Genomic DNA, 16840 nt, shown 5'->3' with positions numbered 1-16840 from the left:
ACCAACGATCCCTTTATGGGATAACTTTTTTTCTTATTCTAGGGCTGCGGCCCGTCATAGCCTTCGATGATCACAAGGTCGCCCTCGGAATGGGGGCTGCGGATCGCGACCAGGCGGCTATATTCAGGGGAATTATAGCAGGCCAGCGCGGTCTCATAGTCCTTGAATTCCAGCACCACGTTGCGCGAGCGCGACGAACCCTCCTTGGGCACGTGCCGGCCGCCGCGCACCAGAAACCTGGCGCCGTATTTCGCAAATACCGCGCCGTTCTGCTCGATATATTCCCTGTAGCCGTCCATGTTGCTTACATCGATGCGCGCGATCCAGTAACCTTTTGCCATCAGCGTTGCTCTCCGGTTTGTCGACTAAGCCAGTGCCTGCAGGATCTCGGCCTGGATCGCGTCCGCCGCCGCTCTGGGATCGGCCGCATCGATCACAGGGCGGCCGACCACCAGATAGTCCGCGCCGGCCGAAATGGCGCGGGCCGGCGTCATGATCCGCTTCTGGTCGCCGGCGGCGGAACCCACGGGCCTGATGCCCGGGGTCACCAGATCCATCTGATGACCTATCATTTTTCGCAAGCCCGCCGCTTCCTCGGGCGAACATACCAGGCCATCGACGCCCTGCGCCTGCGCCTGCCGGGCGCGGGCTTCAACCAGATCGGACGCGGCGAGACGATAGCCCGCAGCTTGCAGATCATCGTCGTCATAGGAGGTCAGCACGGTGACCGCGAGGATTTTCAAACCTGATCCGGCCCGGGCCTCGACCGCTGCCTTCATGGTCTGCGGATAGGCGTGCACGGTCAAAAAGGTCGCGCCAAGCGCGGCGACACTCTCGACGCCGCGCGCCACGGTGTTGCCGATGTCATGCAGCTTGAGATCGGCGAAGACCTTCTTGCCGGCCGCTGCGAGCTGACGAACCAGCGGCAAGCCGCCGGCGAACGCCAGCTGATAGCCGATCTTGTAGAAGGTCACGCTGTCGCCGAGCCGGGTGATCATCGCCTCCGCGGGCCCGACGCCGGGCAGGTCGAGCGCCACAATCAAACGGTCGCGGGCAGCGATCTCACTGGGCATGTCACCTCACATCAGGCGCTGGGAAAATTCGATCAACTGCCGCACCAGCGCGTTGAGCGCCTCGATGTCGGCCGGTTGCTTCAATCTGTCCATATCGTCATAAGCCTCCGCGGCGAACGGCAGCGCGAGCTGGTTGGGGATAACCGTGGCATGGCAAGCCGACAGGATCAGCCGCAGCGCCGCCAGTACCCGGGCGCCGCCGAGCCGGCTTTGCGAGGCGGCCGCCATCGCAAACGCGCGTTCGCGAAAGACCTGGCCGCGGACTTCGTGGCCATCCTGCACCCGCGTCAACCAGTCGATGGTATTCTTGACCAGAGGCGGCACCGAGGAATTGTATTCCGGGGTCACGATCAGCACGCCATCGTGGGCTCCGATCATGCGCTTGAGATTGATCGCGTTTTTCGGTACCCCCGATTTTGTCTGCAGGTCGCCGTCATAGATCGGCAGCGGAAAATCGCCGAGCGAAATGCGCGTTACTTCAGCGCCGGCCTGCGCGAATTGATACGCCGCCGCCGCCGCCAGCCTCACATTGAGCGAGCCGCTGCGCAGCGAGCCGGGAATCACGAGGATTTTCAGCGCGGCCATTTTCAGCGCGGACATGGGTTAAATCGCTTTATCGCCTGCGATACACCCAGACACGCGCCGGCGGAAGGTTCATCCAGATCCGCTCGGAGGCTTCTGTGGACACCCCCGGCAGCGATTTCGGTATGGGCGGCGCCACCGAATAGGTAAACTGAATGAACGGCGCGCCCGGCGCCAGCGCCGCGAAGGCTTCGCGGATCAGCTTCATGCGCGTCAGCATCGGCTTGGTGACGAGCGGCAGGCCGGACACCACGGCGGATGCCGGAGCGCTCAAGACCTTGCGCAACGATTCGCGCAGACCATAGGCATCGCCCTGCACCACCCTGGCATGTGGATAGCGGTCGCGCAGCAGCGCGCAGAAGCCCGGATTGTATTCGACCAGTACAAGCCGCTTCTGATCGATCCCGTGCTCGATCAGCGCGCTGGTGATCGCACCGGTCCCCGGCCCGAGTTCGACGACGGGTCCGGTGGATTTTGTATCGACATACTGCGCCATGGTGCGCGCCAGGAACCGCCCCGAGGGCATCACCGCGCCCATGTGCAGCGGCTTTTCGATCCATGAACGGAGGAAGCGAACCTCATCGTCGAGACGAGGGGGTTTTTTCAACGCACGCACGGATTGCAGGGGCATGTCGCTACCGGACGGGGCCGCAGTTCAGCGGCCGTGTCAGAAAACAGTCATATGGTCATAAAGACCTATAGATCGCCGGTGAAACGGTCAAGTTTGCCAGCCGCGTGCGGCCTGCCGACCGCTTAGGTGCTGGCGCGGGTACCGAAGAAGTCTTTGACCTTGGCGAAGAAGCCCATCGCCTCGGGTTGGGTTGCGCCGGAGGATAATTTTTCGAACTCGGCCAGCAATTCCTGCTGCTTCTTGGTCAGGTTCTGCGGAGTTTCAACCGCGACCTGGACATACATGTCCCCGGTCTGGCGCGAGCGCAGCACCGGCATGCCCTTTGATGCGATGCGAAGGCGCCGCCCGGACTGGGTGCCGGCTGGGATTCTCACCTTGGTCTTGCCCTTGTCGATGGTCGGCACCTCGAATTCGCCGCCCAGCGCCGCCGTCACCATCGAGATCGGGACCCGGCAGTGCAAATCGGCGCCATCGCGCTGAAAGAACTCATGGCTGGCCAGCGAGAGAAAAATATAGAGATCGCCCGGCGGCCCGCCACGCACGCCGGCCTCGCCTTCGCCGGCAAGCCGGATGCGGGTGCCATCCTCCACGCCTTGCGGGATGTTGACCGACAGGGTCCGCTCGCGCGTCACCCGCCCCGATCCTGAGCAGGAGGGGCAGGGATCTTCGATCATCTGGCCGCGGCCCTGGCAGCCCGGGCAGGTCCGCTCCAGCGTGAAAAACCCTTGCGCCTGCCGGACCCGGCCGGCGCCGCCGCACAACGAGCAGACTTTGGGCTTGGTGCCGGCCTTGGCACCGGTGCCCGAACAGGATTCACAGGTCACCGAAACCGGAATCTCGATCTGCGCGGTCTTGCCGATGTAGGCGTCCTCGAGCGAGATTTCCATGTTGTAGCGCAGGTCCGCACCGCGCTCGCGTCCGCCGCCGCGTCCGCGTTGCCCGGCCATGCCAAACAGGTCTTCGAAAATATCGGAAAACGACGACGCAAAGCCGGCACCGAAGCCCGGACCGCCGCCGCCCGCGCCCTGCTCGAATGCCGCATGACCGAAGCGATCATAGGCGGCGCGCTTGTCGCCGTCCTTGAGAACTTCGTAGGCTTCGTTGATTTCCTTGAAACGCACTTCGCTGGTGGCGTCGCCCGGATTCTTGTCGGGGTGCCATTTCATCGCCAGCTTGCGGAACGCCGCCTTGAGTTTGGATTCGTCCGCGTTGCGGTCGACTTCGAGGGTTTCGTAGTAGCAGCGCTTGGTGGACATGCTGAACTCTGTTTACCGGATCGCGGTCTGGATCAACGAATGGCGCCACGCGGCAATGCCCGTTCTCTGCCGCCCAGTAGGACAGATTTGGGGCATGGCGTTCAGTCTAATGGATAGAGATTGAAGTTCAATTGTCGCCGGCGGCAGACCGCCACCAGCGATGCCGGCCTCCCCCGCAGGGGGGGAGGCTAGCCGGCAGTGAGTTGCGCGCATCGGCATAGCGACCCCGCGCGGGTTCAAGCAGACTTCTTGGTGTTCTTGTCGTCGTCGACCTCGGTGAATTCCGCGTCGACCACGCCGTCTTTCGCGGCATCCTTGGCCGCATCGCTTTCGGCCTGCTGCTTGTACATCGCTTCGCCGAGCTTCATGGAGGTCTGCGCCAGCGTGTTGGTCTTGGCCTTGATCGCCTCGGCGTCATCACCTTTCAGCGCTTCCTTCAAATCGCTGACGGCGTCCTCGATGGCGCGGCGCTCGCTCTCGGCGACCTTCGAGCCGTGCTCGGAGAGCGCCCGCTCGGTCGAATGCACCAGGGCGTCGGCGTGGTTCTTGGCGTCGACCGCTTCGCGGCGTTTCTTGTCCTCGGCGGCGTTGGCCTCGGCGTCCTTGACCATCTTCTGGATGTCGGCTTCCGAAAGGCCACCGGAGGCCTGGATCCGGATCTGCTGCTCCTTGCCGGTCGCCTTGTCCTTGGCCGACACGTTGACGATGCCGTTGGCGTCGATATCGAAGGTGACCTCGATTTGCGGCATGCCGCGCGGCGCAGGCGGGATCCCCATCAGATCGAACTGGCCGAGCACCTTGTTGTCGGCCGCCATTTCACGCTCACCCTGGAACACCCGGATCGTGACGGCGTTCTGGTTGTCCTCGGCGGTCGAGAATACCTGGCTCTTCTTGGTCGGGATCGTGGTGTTGCGGTCGATGATGCGGGTGAATACGCCTCCCAGCGTCTCGATCCCGAGCGACAGCGGCGTCACGTCAAGCAGCAGCACGTCCTTGACGTCGCCCTGCAGCACGCCGGCCTGGATCGCCGCACCGATGGCGACGACTTCGTCGGGATTGACGCCCTTATGCGGCTCCTTGCCGAAGAACTGCTTTACGACCTCCTGGATCTTGGGCATGCGGGTCATGCCGCCGACCAGAACCACTTCGCCGATTTCGCCGGCGGTAAGGCCCGCGTCCTTCAGGGCCTTGCGGCAGGGCTCTATGGTCTTGTCGACCAGATCCTGCACCAGCGCCTCGAACTTGGCCCGCGTCAGCTTCATCGTCAGATGCTTCGGCCCGGACTGATCGGCCGTGATGAACGGCAGGTTGATTTCGGTCTGGGTGGTCGAGGACAATTCGATCTTGGCCTTTTCGGCGGCCTCTTTCAGGCGCTGCAAGGCAAGCTTGTCGTTGCGCAGGTTGATGCCCTGCTCCTTCTGGAATTCGTCGGCCAGATAGTTGACCAGCCGCATGTCGAAGTCTTCGCCGCCGAGGAAGGTATCGCCGTTGGTCGACTTCACCTCGAACACGCCATCGCCTATCTCCAGGATCGAGATGTCGAAGGTGCCGCCGCCGAGGTCATACACCGCGATGGTGCCGGACTTCGTCTTGTCCAGACCGTAGGCGAGCGCGGCCGCGGTCGGCTCGTTGATGATGCGCAGCACTTCAAGGCCGGCGATCTTGCCGGCGTCCTTGGTGGCCTGACGTTGCGCGTCATTGAAATAGGCGGGAACGGTGATGACGGCCTGATCGACCTTCTGGCCGAGATGGGCTTCCGCGGTCTCCTTCATCTTCTGCAGGATGAAGGCGGAAATCTGCGAAGGGGAGTAGGTCTTGCCGTCGGCTTCGACCCAGGCATCGCCGTTGGAGGCCTTGACGATCTTGTAGGGGACGAGCTTCTTGTCCTTTTCGACCATCGGATCGTCATAGCGGCGGCCGACCAGACGCTTGACCGCAAAGAAAGTCCGCTCGGGATTGGTTACCGCCTGGCGCTTGGCCGGCTGGCCGACAAGGCGCTCGCCATCATCGCTGAAGGCGACGATCGAGGGAGTGGTCCGCATGCCCTCGGCGTTCTCGATGACTTTCGCAGTCTTGCCATCCATTACGGCGACGCACGAATTGGTGGTGCCGAGATCGATCCCAATGACCTTTCCCATGGTCCTCATATCCTTCTTTTTGCGGCAGGTTGGCTGGGCCCTGACGGCGCACCAATCCGAACCCCCAAACGATCAAATGCTCGCGATATTGCGACGGTGAGCCTCATATAGGAGGGGGGTGCAGGCCTGCAAGGACCGGACGCAACCTTAGCCCATGAAAACCATCGGTCTTGAAAGATAGTATCTGCCTGATGTTCCAAGATCAGGACCTGGCCATCGGCGCGGGCAGGCCACAGCCGGCGCAGGAACAATCGCGGCATGGCCTGTTGCCGGGGCGACAAAACCGCTAAAAGCGAAACAGCCTGAGTACCTCCCGCAAGGGCCCACCGGCCGACCATTGAACGGCCTCCATGCCAACCCAGTGGATGTCACATCATGCCTCTTCGTCTACTGATCGCAGTCGCCCTGCTCGCCGCCGCAGTCGGTCCCGCCGCCGCCGCGGACCCGGTTTTTCCGGCTGGCGTTCGGGTCGGGATGACCCCTCTGGTCGGCCTTGTCCAAGCCAAAACATTCGTCGGGTTCGAAAGCCAGGACGGAGGCGTCAAGGTGTTGGTGGCGGAGCTTCCAGCTCAGGCCTATAACGAGGTCACGACGGCCCTCAAGGCCAATCCGGCTGCCATGGCCGGCATCAAGGCCGAAAGCATCGAGACCTCGGCCGGCCTTGCCTACTACACTGCCGAAAGCGCCAAGGACGGCGCCACCAGTGTACGGCGCTACTCGATGATCCTGCAGGGCGGCACGTTCTCCGGCTATGTCGCGGTACAGATTCCCGAGAATGCCACCAAAATCTATTCCGACGATGCGGTGCGGCAGATGTTTGCCTCCGCGGTGATCCGCCAGCAGGTTCCGGTCGAGGAGCAGCTTGGAATGATGCCGTTCAAGATCGGCGATTTCGGCGATTTCAAGAATATCCGCGCGCTGGCGCCCGGCGCCGCCATCATTCTCGCCGACGGCGATGAGACCAAAGGCCTCGAGGCCGCCCCCTTCATGGTGATCGGCGTGATCGGAAGCACGCCGGCACAGCCGGACGATCGCGGCCGTTTCGCGCAGGAGGTCGCCACCACGATTCCCGGGGTGCGCGACGCCCGGATCACGATGTCCGAGCCGCTTCGCATCGAGGGTCTCGCCGGCTATGAAACGCGTATCGATGCCACCAGCGGCAAGGACAACACCGCCGTCACCGTGGTACAATGGTTAAGATTCGGTGACCAGAATTCGTTGCGGATCATCGCAAGCGCTCCGCGCGAGCAATGGGCGAAAGCATTTCCGCGTTTCCGCGCCGTGCGCGACGCAATCATGCCGCGCTGAGCGCAGGCGCGGCGTTACGGATCGTGCTCCGGTCAGGTCGGTTCGGAAGCGCTGACTTTGGCCCCGCCTTTGGAGATTGCGACCAGCGCCGGCCGCAGCACGCGCTCGCCGATGGTGTAGCCGGCCTGCACGACCTGGACCACGGTGCCCGCGGGCACCGTGGGATCGGGAATCTCATACATCGCCTGCTGAAAGTTCGGATCGAATTTCTCGCCGGCCGGATCGAATTTCCTGACGCCGTTTTTCTCCAGCGCGTTGAGCAGCGATCGCTCGGTCAGCTCAACGCCTTCAATCAGCGCCTTGAGGCCGGGATCGGCCGCCGCGCGGGTTTCGTCCGGCACCGCATCGAGCGCGCGCTGCAGATTATCCGCGATGTCGAGCACGTCGCGCGCGAAACCGGTGATGGCATAGACCCGCGCATCGGCCACCTCGCGCGCCGTGCGCTTGCGCAGATTTTCCATTTCCGCAAGCGTCCGCAGCATCTTGTCGCGCGATTCCGCGGCCTCCTTCGCCAGCGCCTCCGCCGACCCTTCCTCGGGATCGTCGGGCATGATGTAAGGCTTGGAAATCACGGGCTCGGGGGGCTGCGCCGGGTTCACCGGATCGTCGTTCTGCCGGCTCGGATCGGTCATAGACTACCTTCTGAAAAAATGGGTCTGGATTCGCCAGGGGGAACGTTGCTGGGCCGATATCGTGTTTTAGGCGCAGAAAATCAAGCGGGCCGCCCCCGGCATCGGATCAATCAGCCGCCCAGCATCCGGCTGACGATGCGCGCGGCATAGTCCACCGTGGGGATGACTCTGGCATAGTTAAGGCGCGTCGGCCCGATCACACCGAGAACGCCGACGATGTGGCCGGCCGCATCGCTATAGGGTGCGATGATCGTGGAAGAGCCGGACAGCGAAAACAGCTTGTTTTCCGATCCAATGAAAATCCGCACACCTTCGGCGCGTTCGGCCCGCCCCAACAGGTCGATCACGCCGCGCTTGGTTTCGAGATCGTCGAACAGAAGCCGCACCCGCTCGAGATCCTCCAGCGCGTGCAGGTCCTCCAAGAGATTGGCGTGGCCGCGCACGATCAGCTGGCGGTCGTCGTTTTCTCCGCCGGACCAGCTCGCGATCCCGGCTTCGATCACCTTCTGCGTCAGCTGGTCAAGCTCCATTCGGCTTTGCGTCAACGCGGTTTCAAGTTCGAGACGCGCCTCCGCCAGCGTTCGTCCGCGAATCCGCGAATTGAGAAAATTGGAGGCTTCGGTCAGCGCCGATGGCGGCACGCCGGGCGGCAGCGTCAGCACGCGGTTCTCGACCTGGCCGTCCTCACCGACCAAAACCACCAGCGCCCGCTCCGGCTCCAGCCGCACGAATTCGATATGCTTCAGCCGCGAATTGGATTTTGCCGTCAGCACCACCGCCGCGGCCCGGGTCAGACCAGACAGCCGCGTCAAGGCTTCGCCAAGGGCTGCTTCGACCGATTGGGCCTTGCCGACGGAAGCGAGCTGGCTCTGGATCGACTGCCGCTCGGCTTCGGTGAGATCGCCGACCTGCATCAGGGCGTCGACGAAAAACCGCAAGCCCAGCTCGGTCGGCAGCCTTCCTGCCGAGGTATGCGGCGCATAGATCAGGCCGAGTTGTTCGAGATCCGACATCACGTTACGCACCGAGGCGGGCGACAGCGGAACCGCGATCAGGCGCGAAATGTTGCGTGAGCCGACCGGTTCGCCGGTCGCCAGATAGCTCTCGACGATCTGGCGAAATATGTCCCGCGAGCGCTCATTGAGCTGAGCGAGCCCGGCCATCGGCGCGATCAGTCCAATCGGTTCGTGATGGGCCACCGGGTACTCCCTTGCAACATCGCCCCAGTTTGTCCGCCTCGCGGTCCGGTTACAAGCGGGGATTGGTCGCAGCCGGGGTCCAGGGGCCTTGCCGCTGCGCCGTCCGCCTCCTACAAGCAGGCGCGAGCCAAGACCCGATTTTTTCGATTTCAGGGGGACTTTTCATGCGGCCAAGCCGCCGTGCGCCCGACGAACTGCGCGCCGTTTCGCTGGATCGCGGCGTCGTCAAATACGCCGAGGGTTCCTGCATGGTCAAATTCGGCGACACCCATGTGCTGGTGACGGCAACCCTGGAAGAGCGGCTGCCGCCATGGCTCAAGGGCCAGGGGCGGGGCTGGGTTACCGCCGAGTACGGCATGCTGCCGCGGGCTACCCTGGAGCGTACCCGCCGGGAGGCGTCCGCGGGCAAGCAAAGTGGCCGCACCGTCGAAATCCAGCGCCTGATCGGCCGCGCGCTGCGCGCCGCCGTCGACCTGGAAGCCCTCGGCGAGCGGCAGATCACCGTCGACTGCGATGTGCTGCAGGCCGATGGCGGCACCCGCACGGCCTCGATCACTGGCGCCTGGGTCGCGCTCGCCGACTGCATCTCTTGGATGAAAGTCCGCAACATGGTGAAGACCAACGTGCTGCGTGACAACGTCGCCGCGATCAGTTGCGGCATCTATAACGGCACGCCGGTGCTCGACCTCGATTACGCCGAGGATTCCGAGGCCGATACCGACGCCAACTTTGTCATGACCGGCGACGGACGCATCATCGAGGTGCAGGGCACCGCCGAAAAGACGCCGTTCTCGCAGGACGAGTTTCTGGCGCTGATGGCGCTGGCGCGCAAGGGCGTGGCCCGGCTGGTGGATCTGCAGAAAATGGCATTGGCGTGACGGGCAAACGGCCGTGGTGTCCGGCCGTCGCGGTCCCGCCTTGCCCTGTGAAGCGAATAGGGCAAGGCGGAACCAGCCCGTCCGGACCAGAACATGGTTATATGTGTGCATGACCCACCACCGCCGAATCACCGGCCGGCTCGTGATCGCGACCCATAATCCCGGCAAGCTCGCCGAAATGCGCGAATTGCTGGCGCCGCACGGCGTCACGGCGGTGTCGGCCGCCGAGCTTGACCTGGGCGAACCCGAGGAAACCGGCGACAGCTTCCGCGCCAATGCCCGGATCAAGGCGGTCGCCGCGGCCAAGTCGGCGCAACTGCCGGCCTTCGCCGACGATTCCGGACTGGCGGTCGATGCGCTGAACGGTGCGCCCGGGATCTTCTCGGCGCGCTGGGCCGGACCCAACAAGGACTTTGCCGCGGCGATGGCCCGGATCGAACGCCTGTTGCAGGAGCGGGGCGCTTTGCGGCCGGCGCAACGGCGCGCGCAATTCGTTTCCGCGCTATGCGTCGCCTGGCCCGACGATCATGTTGAAGAGGTCGAAGCCCGCGCCGAGGGAACGCTGGTTTGGCCGCCGCGCGGGACTGAAGGCTTCGGCTACGATCCGATGTTCATGCCCGACCGACATACGCGCACCTTCGGCGAAATGACCAGCATCGAAAAGCATGGCCTGCCGCCGCTCGGGTTCGGGCTGTCGCATCGCGCCCGCGCCTTCGTCAAGCTGGCGGAGATTTGCCTTTGACCGGCGCCGGCAGCTCCCACCTCGACGTCTCGATCATGTCGGGGGCAGGCTCTGCCTTGCCCGCGGGACAGGAAAAACAGGCGTTCGGCGTTTACGTGCACTGGCCGTTTTGCCTGTCGAAATGTCCTTATTGCGATTTCAACAGCCATGTCCGGCATGCCCCGGTCGACGAAGCGCGCTTTGCCCGCGCCTTCGAACGCGAAATAAAGACCACCGCCGCGCGCATGCCGCGCCGCCAGGTATCGTCGATTTTTCTCGGCGGCGGCACGCCGTCCTTGATGCGGCCCGAAACCGTCGGCGCGATCCTCGATGCGATCGCAAGACACTGGCCCGTGGCCGATGATGTCGAAGTAACGCTGGAAGCCAACCCGACCAGCGTCGAGGCGACGCGGTTCGCCGGCTACCGCGTGGCCGGCGTCAACCGCGTATCGCTCGGCGTGCAGGCGCTGGATGACGCCTCGCTCAAGGCATTGGGGCGCCTGCATACCGCACGCGAGGCGCTGGACGCGGTCCAGATTGCGCGCCAAACCTTCGACCGCTATTCGTTCGATCTGATCTACGCCCGTCCCGATCAGACGCCCCGAATGTGGGCGGACGAACTGAAAACCGCGATCGCGGAAGCCGCCGAACATCTGTCGCTCTATCAGCTGACGATCGAGCCGGAGACGCCGTTCTTCGCGCTGCATGCCCAGGGCAAGCTGAAGACGCCGGATGAGACGACCGCGCGCGCGCTGTATGATGTCACCCAGGAGGTCTGCGCGAAAGCCGGGCTGCCGGCCTACGAAATTTCCAATCACGCGCGCCCCGGCGCGGAATGCCGGCATAATCTGGTTTACTGGCGCGGCGAGGAATATGCCGGCATTGGACCGGGCGCGCATGGCCGCCTCGATATCGGCGGCGTCAGACACGCCATCGCGACCGAAAAGCGGCCCGAGACGTGGCTGATGCGCGTCGAATCGGTTGGCCACGGGATCATCACCGACGATGGTCTGAACAGCGAAGAGCGCGCCGATGAATTCCTGCTGATGGGCCTGCGGCTCACCGAGGGCATCGATCCCCGGCGCTATCAGGCGCTGTCGGGCCGGCCGCTCGATCCGCGTCGCATTGCGCTGCTGCGCGACGAGGGCGCCATCAGCATCCGCTTAGAACTCGCTTAGAAACGGCTTGAGAAAAACCTCCGCGACGCCATCTTGTCGCTATAGAAACGCCGCGGCCTCTGGCCTTCGCCGAACGGTTTTCAGTGCCGGGTGAAGCGCGCCAACGCTCAGGCCGACGTCACGCGCCAAAACTCTTGGGCGAACCGGCGACCGGAACGCCGCCGCCCGATGCCACCCGCATCACCGCCAGGCCGCGCTCATTGGTGCCGTCGGCGCGGAAGCGAAACAGCCCCTCGATGCCGGCAAAGCCCGATGGGTTGGTCAGCACCTCGGCGGAAAACCGTTGCCCGCCCTGGGTTCGCGCCAGCGCTGCGACCAGCGCCACCGCGTCATAGGCCAGCGTGGCGGTGCGCACCGGGTCCTGTCCAAATTTGGCGCGGTAGCGCGCGGAGAAACTTCGAAAACCCGCCGGGTCGGGCGCGGCATACAGGCCGCCCTGCAAGGCCGGGCTGGCAAATACGCGCGGATTGTCCCACAGGCCGGTTCCGAGCAGCTGGATGTTTTTCAGGTTGGCTCCGGCGGCGGTCAGCGCCGCGGTCACAGCAACCAGCGCATCGCCGTCGTCGGCCAGCAACAGCGCATCGGCCTGACTGAGCGCCTGGGCCACCGTGCGCGCCGCGGCCGTGCGGTCGGCGCCGTATTTTTCGAACACGATGACGCGACCGCCTTTGCGGCCGACCGCCTGCCTGAAGGCGCCGTCGACGACATTGCCATAGGCATTGTCCGGCAAAAGGCCCGCGAAAGACCGTTTGCCGATGCCGGCGGCGTAGTCGATAATACGGTTGACGTCGGACTCGGGCAGAAAGCTCAAGAGATAGACGCCGCGTCCGGCCACGCTCGAATCCGTCGAGAACGCAATCACGGAAATACCGCGCGCCCGGGCCAGTTGGGCCGCCGCGGGGACCGACTGCGCAAACAGCGGACCCAGAATGACCTCCGCGCCTTCGTCCAGCGCCTGCTGCGCCCCCTGCTGGGCGCCTTGGGGGTTACCGGCATCGTCCTTGATCAGAAGCTGGATGTTGGGATTCTGGAATTCCGCCAGCGCCATCTCGGCTGCGCTCTTCATCGATTGCGCCGCGACGCCGGCATTGCCTATCGCCGACAGCGGCAGGATCAGTCCCACCTTGACCTGTCCATTGCCGGCCACTGCCGGCTGCTGTGGCGTTCCGGCGGCGGGGGAGGGTTGCGAATTCGAACTGAACGGATTGGAAAATGAGCCGATGCCGGTGCAAGCCGCAAGCAGCGGCGCGCCGAGCATCAAGCCGACCGCCGAGCGCCGGCTTGCCCCCGAAGGCCGCGTCTCGGACGACGCGGACCGGGAAGACAGAGAGTTGGGATCGAGCGGGCCCACCATCGCCTCTCTAATATCTCCAGGCCGAAAAACATCGGCCACAACGTCAGCCTCCTGATCATCAGGAGTCTGAGGATTCAGGCATATTGTCGCCGAATAGTTAACTAAAATAAAAGCATAATGGCCTAACCGCCCGACCCGGTCGCAGCCTTCCGTTGCGCTGACGTTTGGTGCGACACGGCATTTTCGCAAGCCCGAGCCTTGTGGCATTGGCGCCGGGTTGCTTCTAGATTGCCACTATGCGCGCAAAAGCTCTTTCCATAAATACGCCTGAAGACCAGACGGGAACCCCTGGCCGGACATTTTTGGTGGCCGGCCACCTTTTGAGCGCGCCGAAGGCCGTTCCCGGCCTGCATCTGGTCGCCACCCCGATCGGCAATCTCGGCGACATTACCTTGCGGGCGCTGGAAACGCTGGCCGGCGTCGACATCATCGCCTGCGAGGACACCCGCATCACCCGCCGGCTGATGGAACGTTACGCCATCTCCGCACAGCTCAAACCCTATCACGAACACAACGCCGCGCAGGCGCGGCCGAAAATCCTGGAGCGGCTGGCGCAGGGAGCTTCCATCGCGCTGGTCTGTGATGCCGGAACACCGCTGATTTCCGATCCGGGCTTCAAACTGGTGCGCGAGGTCTGCGCGGCCGGTCGCGCCGTGATCGCGTTGCCGGGACCGTCCTCGGTGCTGGCGGCGCTGACGGTGGCGGCGCTGCCGACCGACCGGTTCTTCTTCGAAGGTTTTCTGCCGGCCAAGGAGACCGCGCGGCGGGCGCGGCTTGACCAGTTGGCGCGGATCGACGCGACGCTGGTGATGTTCGAATCCGGCAACCGCGTGCAGGCGACCCTTGCCGATCTCGCCGACATCATGGGCGGGCGGGATGCCGCGATCTGCCGCGAAATGACAAAGCTGCATGAAGAGGTGAAGCGCGCGAGGGTCTGCGAGCTGGCGCAGTCGGCCGACTCGATGGAGAGGCGCGGCGAATTCGTGCTGGTGATCGGACCGCCGGCCGCCGCCACGCAGCTCATGGCCTGGGATGACCTCGACGAGCTGTTGCGCATGCAGCTGCGGCGCGCCAGTGTGAGGGATGCGGTGGCGCACGCGGTCGAACTGTCCGGCCGGCCGCGCCGCGAAATCTATGCCCGCGCGCTCGAACTCGCGCGCGAGGTTCAACCGCCGGGCGGCGCGGACGGCGACCATGGCCAGGAGTGATGACCGCGCTGGCGGTGTCGTACCGCCCGATGCCGGCGCAAAACCCGCATCGCCGGCGCGCGTCGCCGCCTTTCGCACCGGGCTGTCGGCGGAAGCCCGCGCCGCCGCCTATCTGATGGCAAAAGGCTATCGCATCCTGGCCAGGCGCTTTCGCACGCCCTATGGCGAGATCGACCTGGTGGCACGGCGGCGCAATCTCCTGGCCTTCATCGAGGTCAAGGCCCGCGCCAGCCTCGAGGACGCCGCCTATGCGGTGACGCCGCGCCAGCAGGCGCGCATCATCGATGCCGCGCAGGCCTGGCTGATGGCCCACCCCGAGCACGCCGATTTCGAACTGCGGTTCGATGCCATGCTGATTGCGCCGCGGCGGCTGCCGCGCCATCTGTTGGCGGCGTTCGACGCCAGCCCCTGAACTCGAGCACAAGCACGGACCAGCTCATGAAACTGAATGTCGCCGTCCAGATGGACCCGATCGCGCGCATCAATATCCGAGGCGATTCCACCTTCGCGCTGCTGTTGGAAGCGCAAAAGCGCGGCCACGGGCTGTCCTATTATACGCCGGACAAACTCTCGCTGCGCGGCGAGGAGCTGGTGGCGCCGGTTCAGATCTTGAGCGTGCGCGACATATCCGGCGATCATTTTACCCTGGGCGAGCCGAAGGTCGAGCCGCTTGCCGCCTTCGACGTCATCCTGCTGCGGCAGGACCCGCCATTCGATCTCGCCTACATCACCTCGACGCATTTTCTCGAACGGCTGCATCCCAGGACGCTGGTCGTGAACGACCCGGCCAGCGTGCGCAACGCGCCGGAGAAGATCTTCGTGATGGATTTCCCGCAGCTGATGCCGCCGACATTGATCTCCCGGGATCTCGATGAGATCAATGCCTTCCGCGACCGGCACGGCGCGGTGGTGATGAAGCCGCTGCACGGCCATGGCGGCGCCGCGGTATTTCGCGTCATGCCGCAGGACATGAATTTCGGTTCGCTGTTCGACATGTTCTCGGTGACCTTCAAGGAGCCCTGGGTGATCCAGCGCTTCCTTCCCGAGGTCAAACATGGCGACAAGCGCATCATCCTGGTCGATGGCGAATTCGCCGGCGCCGTCAACCGGGTGCCGGCGCCCGACGATTTGCGCTCCAACATGGTGCGCGGCGGCGCCGCCCAGGCGACCGATCTCAGCGAACGCGAGCGCCAGATCTGCGCCACCCTGGGTCCGGCGTTGCGCGCGCGCGGATTGCTGTTCGTCGGCATCGACGTCATCGACGGCAACCTGACCGAAATCAACGTCACCTCGCCGACCGGCATCCGCGCCATCGCCAGGCTCGACGGCCCTGATATCGCGGCGAAGATCTGGGATGTGATCGAAAAGAAACGGGGGTGAGTCGCCGCGGCCATGCCGCCGAAAGGCCGAATTGGTTCTGGCTCCCAACCAAAATACCGAAAACAACCCCATGCAAAGTAGCCTGGTGGTCGCTGGTGCTCTGACCCCGGGCTATGGCGCGGCCATCGATTGGCATAGGCTGATCCCAGGAGAATTGCGATCCACGGAGAGATCACTTGGCCGACCAGGAAATTCCAAAACCGCCGCCCGATCTGGCTTACGAAGACACCGGCGGCATGGCGCCGCTGATCTATTTCGACATCGTCGGCGCCTACGGTACCTTTCACGGCGCGATCGAACTGGAACTGGCGACCCGCATTGTCATTCCCAGGGCGGACGGCTCCACGGAGGTCAAATTCCTGTCGTCCGGACGGCTTCGGTGCAGTGCTGCGGCCGCCGCAAATCTCCGCAGCGGCATCGATGGCGCATTGAAGATGCTGGAACAGCCGCAGGCCCTCGCGGTCGCGGCCTCCAAGCTGAATTGATCAAATCATCATTGGCACGAAGTGTGATCTCAAGCCCGAGATCGCTGACGCCGGCTTGTTTGCCCTTGCACGTACTCGCGCAGCACCCGATTAATGCGTGTTTGATAGCCCTCTGTGGATTTCGTGTGGCTCTTGAACCAGGCGACGACATCGGCGTCGAGCCGGAGTGTCAGTTGCTGTTTGAGGGGTCGATAGAAGACCCCACGCTTGGCGCCGGACCAGTCGAGTAGTTCCGGCGCGTCCGACGTATCGACAGCGCTATCGGGCAGCGCATCCAGCAACTTCAGTTCCGCCAGTTGCTCACGCGTCAACCGCTTAGAAGTTTCCTTCTTCATAGGCTTTCCTTTCGTGGGCAGTGGCCTTCCGCGCGCTGATGATGCGGCCGACCAGTTCGCCTTCTTCCGATTCGGCCTCAGGCCAAGTGTGAATCACAAGCAGCAAAACCAACCCAACAAGCCCGATGGTGTACCAACGATCGCCGTCCGGATGCAGGTCGGGCTTCGACGCATGGAACGGGTCGTCAAACACCAGCACGGCAGTTTCGAACGACAGGCCGTGCTTGACGCGGTTTGCCGCCGCCTTTTTCAGGTCCCACGTCCAGCGCGCCGCCGCCTCGCCATGTAGTTACAAATATGGCGTTACAACAAGGTGACGTCAAGGGACCCATCGCAGCGGCTGTCAGGCGTTCGCTTCTGTTCGTGGCCTCCTTTCCTGGCGACGACGGACGGCGCTTCGGCGACGGCGAGCCGCAGGGCGTGCCGCTCGACCACGTGCCGTCGCACTTTTGGGCCCAGTCGCCGATCTTCCTGTGCAACGC

General features: G+C 64.1%; 20 protein-coding genes. 9 read left to right on the top strand and 11 right to left on the bottom strand.

What is annotated here, in order from left to right:
- Nucleotides 1-38: 38 nt before the first annotated feature.
- The 6 genes from ABSG20_RS04250 to dnaK form a co-directional block, all read right to left on the bottom strand.
- Complete coding sequence (locus ABSG20_RS04250; RefSeq protein WP_423863235.1) at nt 39-341, bottom strand: DUF1330 domain-containing protein; 303 nt, start codon at nt 339-341, stop codon at nt 39-41.
- A 24-nt stretch (nt 342-365) separates the two neighbouring features.
- Nucleotides 366-1073: an orotidine-5'-phosphate decarboxylase gene (gene pyrF, locus ABSG20_RS04245; protein ID WP_423863234.1), complete on the bottom strand. Its 708-nt coding sequence runs from the start codon at nt 1071-1073 to the stop codon at nt 366-368.
- A 6-nt stretch (nt 1074-1079) separates the two neighbouring features.
- Nucleotides 1080-1658 (bottom strand): NADPH-dependent FMN reductase, encoded by a 579-nt coding sequence (locus ABSG20_RS04240; protein WP_423863255.1) that lies wholly within the window; start codon nt 1656-1658, stop codon nt 1080-1082.
- A gap of 28 nt (nt 1659-1686) precedes the next feature.
- The gene (locus tag ABSG20_RS04235) at nt 1687-2286 is read right to left on the bottom strand and encodes a class I SAM-dependent methyltransferase (RefSeq protein ID WP_423863233.1); all 600 of its coding nucleotides are present in this window, start codon (nt 2284-2286) and stop codon (nt 1687-1689) included.
- Between the two features lie 122 nt (nt 2287-2408).
- Nucleotides 2409-3542, bottom strand: a complete 1134-nt coding sequence (dnaJ, locus tag ABSG20_RS04230; protein WP_423863232.1) for a molecular chaperone DnaJ — start codon at nt 3540-3542, stop codon at nt 2409-2411.
- Between the two features lie 236 nt (nt 3543-3778).
- A complete protein-coding gene (gene dnaK, locus ABSG20_RS04225; protein ID WP_423863231.1) occupies nt 3779-5680 on the bottom strand; it encodes a molecular chaperone DnaK in 1902 nt (633 codons plus the stop codon).
- 372 nt (nt 5681-6052) lie between these two features.
- Between dnaK and ABSG20_RS04220 the strand changes: the two genes are divergently transcribed.
- Nucleotides 6053-6988 (top strand): hypothetical protein, encoded by a 936-nt coding sequence (locus ABSG20_RS04220; protein WP_423863254.1) that lies wholly within the window; start codon nt 6053-6055, stop codon nt 6986-6988.
- 32 nt (nt 6989-7020) lie between these two features.
- Here the strand turns inward: ABSG20_RS04220 and grpE are convergent, their stop codons facing one another.
- Both grpE and hrcA read right to left on the bottom strand, forming a co-directional pair.
- A complete protein-coding gene (gene grpE / locus ABSG20_RS04215) occupies nt 7021-7620 on the bottom strand; it encodes a nucleotide exchange factor GrpE (RefSeq protein ID WP_423863230.1) in 600 nt (199 codons plus the stop codon).
- A 110-nt stretch (nt 7621-7730) separates the two neighbouring features.
- Complete coding sequence (gene hrcA, locus ABSG20_RS04210; RefSeq protein ID WP_423863229.1) at nt 7731-8819, bottom strand: heat-inducible transcriptional repressor HrcA; 1089 nt, start codon at nt 8817-8819, stop codon at nt 7731-7733.
- A 164-nt stretch (nt 8820-8983) separates the two neighbouring features.
- On the opposite strand from hrcA, the gene rph reads away from it, so the two are divergent.
- The 3 genes from rph (at nt 8984) to hemW (ending at nt 11596) form a co-directional block, all read left to right on the top strand.
- Nucleotides 8984-9697, top strand: a complete 714-nt coding sequence (gene rph / locus ABSG20_RS04205; RefSeq protein WP_423863228.1) for a ribonuclease PH — start codon at nt 8984-8986, stop codon at nt 9695-9697.
- A 109-nt stretch (nt 9698-9806) separates the two neighbouring features.
- Nucleotides 9807-10439, top strand: coding sequence for an RdgB/HAM1 family non-canonical purine NTP pyrophosphatase (gene rdgB / locus ABSG20_RS04200; RefSeq protein ID WP_423863227.1), 633 nt, complete (start codon nt 9807-9809; stop codon nt 10437-10439).
- Nucleotides 10440-10474: 35 nt separating this feature from the next.
- Nucleotides 10475-11596, top strand: a complete 1122-nt coding sequence (gene hemW, locus ABSG20_RS04195) for a radical SAM family heme chaperone HemW (protein WP_423863253.1) — start codon at nt 10475-10477, stop codon at nt 11594-11596.
- A gap of 118 nt (nt 11597-11714) precedes the next feature.
- Here hemW and ABSG20_RS04190 read toward each other — a convergent pair whose 3' ends face one another.
- The gene (locus ABSG20_RS04190) at nt 11715-12950 is read right to left on the bottom strand and encodes a penicillin-binding protein activator (RefSeq protein ID WP_423863226.1); all 1236 of its coding nucleotides are present in this window, start codon (nt 12948-12950) and stop codon (nt 11715-11717) included.
- 236 nt (nt 12951-13186) lie between these two features.
- Between ABSG20_RS04190 and rsmI the strand changes: the two genes are divergently transcribed.
- From rsmI to ABSG20_RS04170, 4 genes are all read left to right on the top strand, one after another.
- A complete protein-coding gene (gene rsmI / locus ABSG20_RS04185; protein WP_423863225.1) occupies nt 13187-14158 on the top strand; it encodes a 16S rRNA (cytidine(1402)-2'-O)-methyltransferase in 972 nt (323 codons plus the stop codon).
- Entirely contained in the window at nt 14145-14570 is a 426-nt protein-coding gene (locus tag ABSG20_RS04180) for a YraN family protein (protein WP_423863224.1), read from the top strand. The genes rsmI and ABSG20_RS04180 overlap by 14 nt, the downstream gene beginning before the upstream one ends.
- A 26-nt stretch (nt 14571-14596) precedes the next feature.
- Nucleotides 14597-15538, top strand: coding sequence for a glutathione synthase (gene gshB, locus ABSG20_RS04175; RefSeq protein WP_423863223.1), 942 nt, complete (start codon nt 14597-14599; stop codon nt 15536-15538).
- Nucleotides 15539-15714: 176 nt separating this feature from the next.
- Complete coding sequence (locus tag ABSG20_RS04170) at nt 15715-16023, top strand: hypothetical protein (protein WP_423863222.1); 309 nt, start codon at nt 15715-15717, stop codon at nt 16021-16023.
- Nucleotides 16024-16052: 29 nt separating this feature from the next.
- On the opposite strand, the gene ABSG20_RS04165 is transcribed toward ABSG20_RS04170, so the two are convergent.
- Both ABSG20_RS04165 and ABSG20_RS04160 read right to left on the bottom strand, forming a co-directional pair.
- The gene (locus ABSG20_RS04165; RefSeq protein WP_423863221.1) at nt 16053-16358 is read right to left on the bottom strand and encodes a BrnA antitoxin family protein; all 306 of its coding nucleotides are present in this window, start codon (nt 16356-16358) and stop codon (nt 16053-16055) included.
- Nucleotides 16339-16611 carry a BrnT family toxin gene (locus tag ABSG20_RS04160; protein WP_423863252.1) on the bottom strand — a complete coding sequence of 91 codons (273 nt, stop codon included), beginning with the start codon at nt 16609-16611 and terminating at the stop codon, nt 16339-16341. Before ABSG20_RS04160 ends, ABSG20_RS04165 begins: the two co-directional genes overlap by 20 nt.
- Before the next feature lie 44 nt (nt 16612-16655).
- Between ABSG20_RS04160 and ABSG20_RS04155 the strand changes: the two genes are divergently transcribed.
- Nucleotides 16656-16840 (top strand): hypothetical protein (locus ABSG20_RS04155; RefSeq protein ID WP_423863220.1); only part of this gene is annotated, 185 nt, incomplete at its 3' end.

The sequence above is a fragment of the Bradyrhizobium sp. genome, from assembly GCF_049512235.1.
GTDB lineage: Bacteria > Pseudomonadota > Alphaproteobacteria > Rhizobiales > Xanthobacteraceae > Bradyrhizobium.
Note: the sequence above shows the minus strand (reverse complement) of the source record. Positions and strands in the feature narration are given on the sequence as shown.

Coding starts and splice junctions, on each gene's coding strand:
- dnaK (WP_423863231.1), bottom strand. CDS start 5,680: ATGGGAAAGGTCATTGGGATCGATCTCGGCACCACCAATTCGTGCGTC.
- ABSG20_RS04240 (WP_423863255.1), bottom strand. CDS start 1,658: ATGGCCGCGCTGAAAATCCTCGTGATTCCCGGCTCGCTGCGCAGCGGC.
- rdgB (WP_423863227.1), top strand. CDS start 9,807: ATGACCCACCACCGCCGAATCACCGGCCGGCTCGTGATCGCGACCCAT.
- grpE (WP_423863230.1), bottom strand. CDS start 7,620: ATGACCGATCCGAGCCGGCAGAACGACGATCCGGTGAACCCGGCGCAG.
- gshB (WP_423863223.1), top strand. CDS start 14,597: ATGAAACTGAATGTCGCCGTCCAGATGGACCCGATCGCGCGCATCAAT.
- hemW (WP_423863253.1), top strand. CDS start 10,475: ATGTCGGGGGCAGGCTCTGCCTTGCCCGCGGGACAGGAAAAACAGGCG.
- dnaJ (WP_423863232.1), bottom strand. CDS start 3,542: ATGTCCACCAAGCGCTGCTACTACGAAACCCTCGAAGTCGACCGCAAC.
- ABSG20_RS04190 (WP_423863226.1), bottom strand. CDS start 12,950: ATGGTGGGCCCGCTCGATCCCAACTCTCTGTCTTCCCGGTCCGCGTCG.
- rsmI (WP_423863225.1), top strand. CDS start 13,187: ATGCGCGCAAAAGCTCTTTCCATAAATACGCCTGAAGACCAGACGGGA.
- rph (WP_423863228.1), top strand. CDS start 8,984: ATGCGGCCAAGCCGCCGTGCGCCCGACGAACTGCGCGCCGTTTCGCTG.
- ABSG20_RS04180 (WP_423863224.1), top strand. CDS start 14,145: ATGGCCAGGAGTGATGACCGCGCTGGCGGTGTCGTACCGCCCGATGCC.
- ABSG20_RS04165 (WP_423863221.1), bottom strand. CDS start 16,358: ATGAAGAAGGAAACTTCTAAGCGGTTGACGCGTGAGCAACTGGCGGAA.
- ABSG20_RS04235 (WP_423863233.1), bottom strand. CDS start 2,286: ATGCCCCTGCAATCCGTGCGTGCGTTGAAAAAACCCCCTCGTCTCGAC.
- pyrF (WP_423863234.1), bottom strand. CDS start 1,073: ATGCCCAGTGAGATCGCTGCCCGCGACCGTTTGATTGTGGCGCTCGAC.
- ABSG20_RS04250 (WP_423863235.1), bottom strand. CDS start 341: ATGGCAAAAGGTTACTGGATCGCGCGCATCGATGTAAGCAACATGGAC.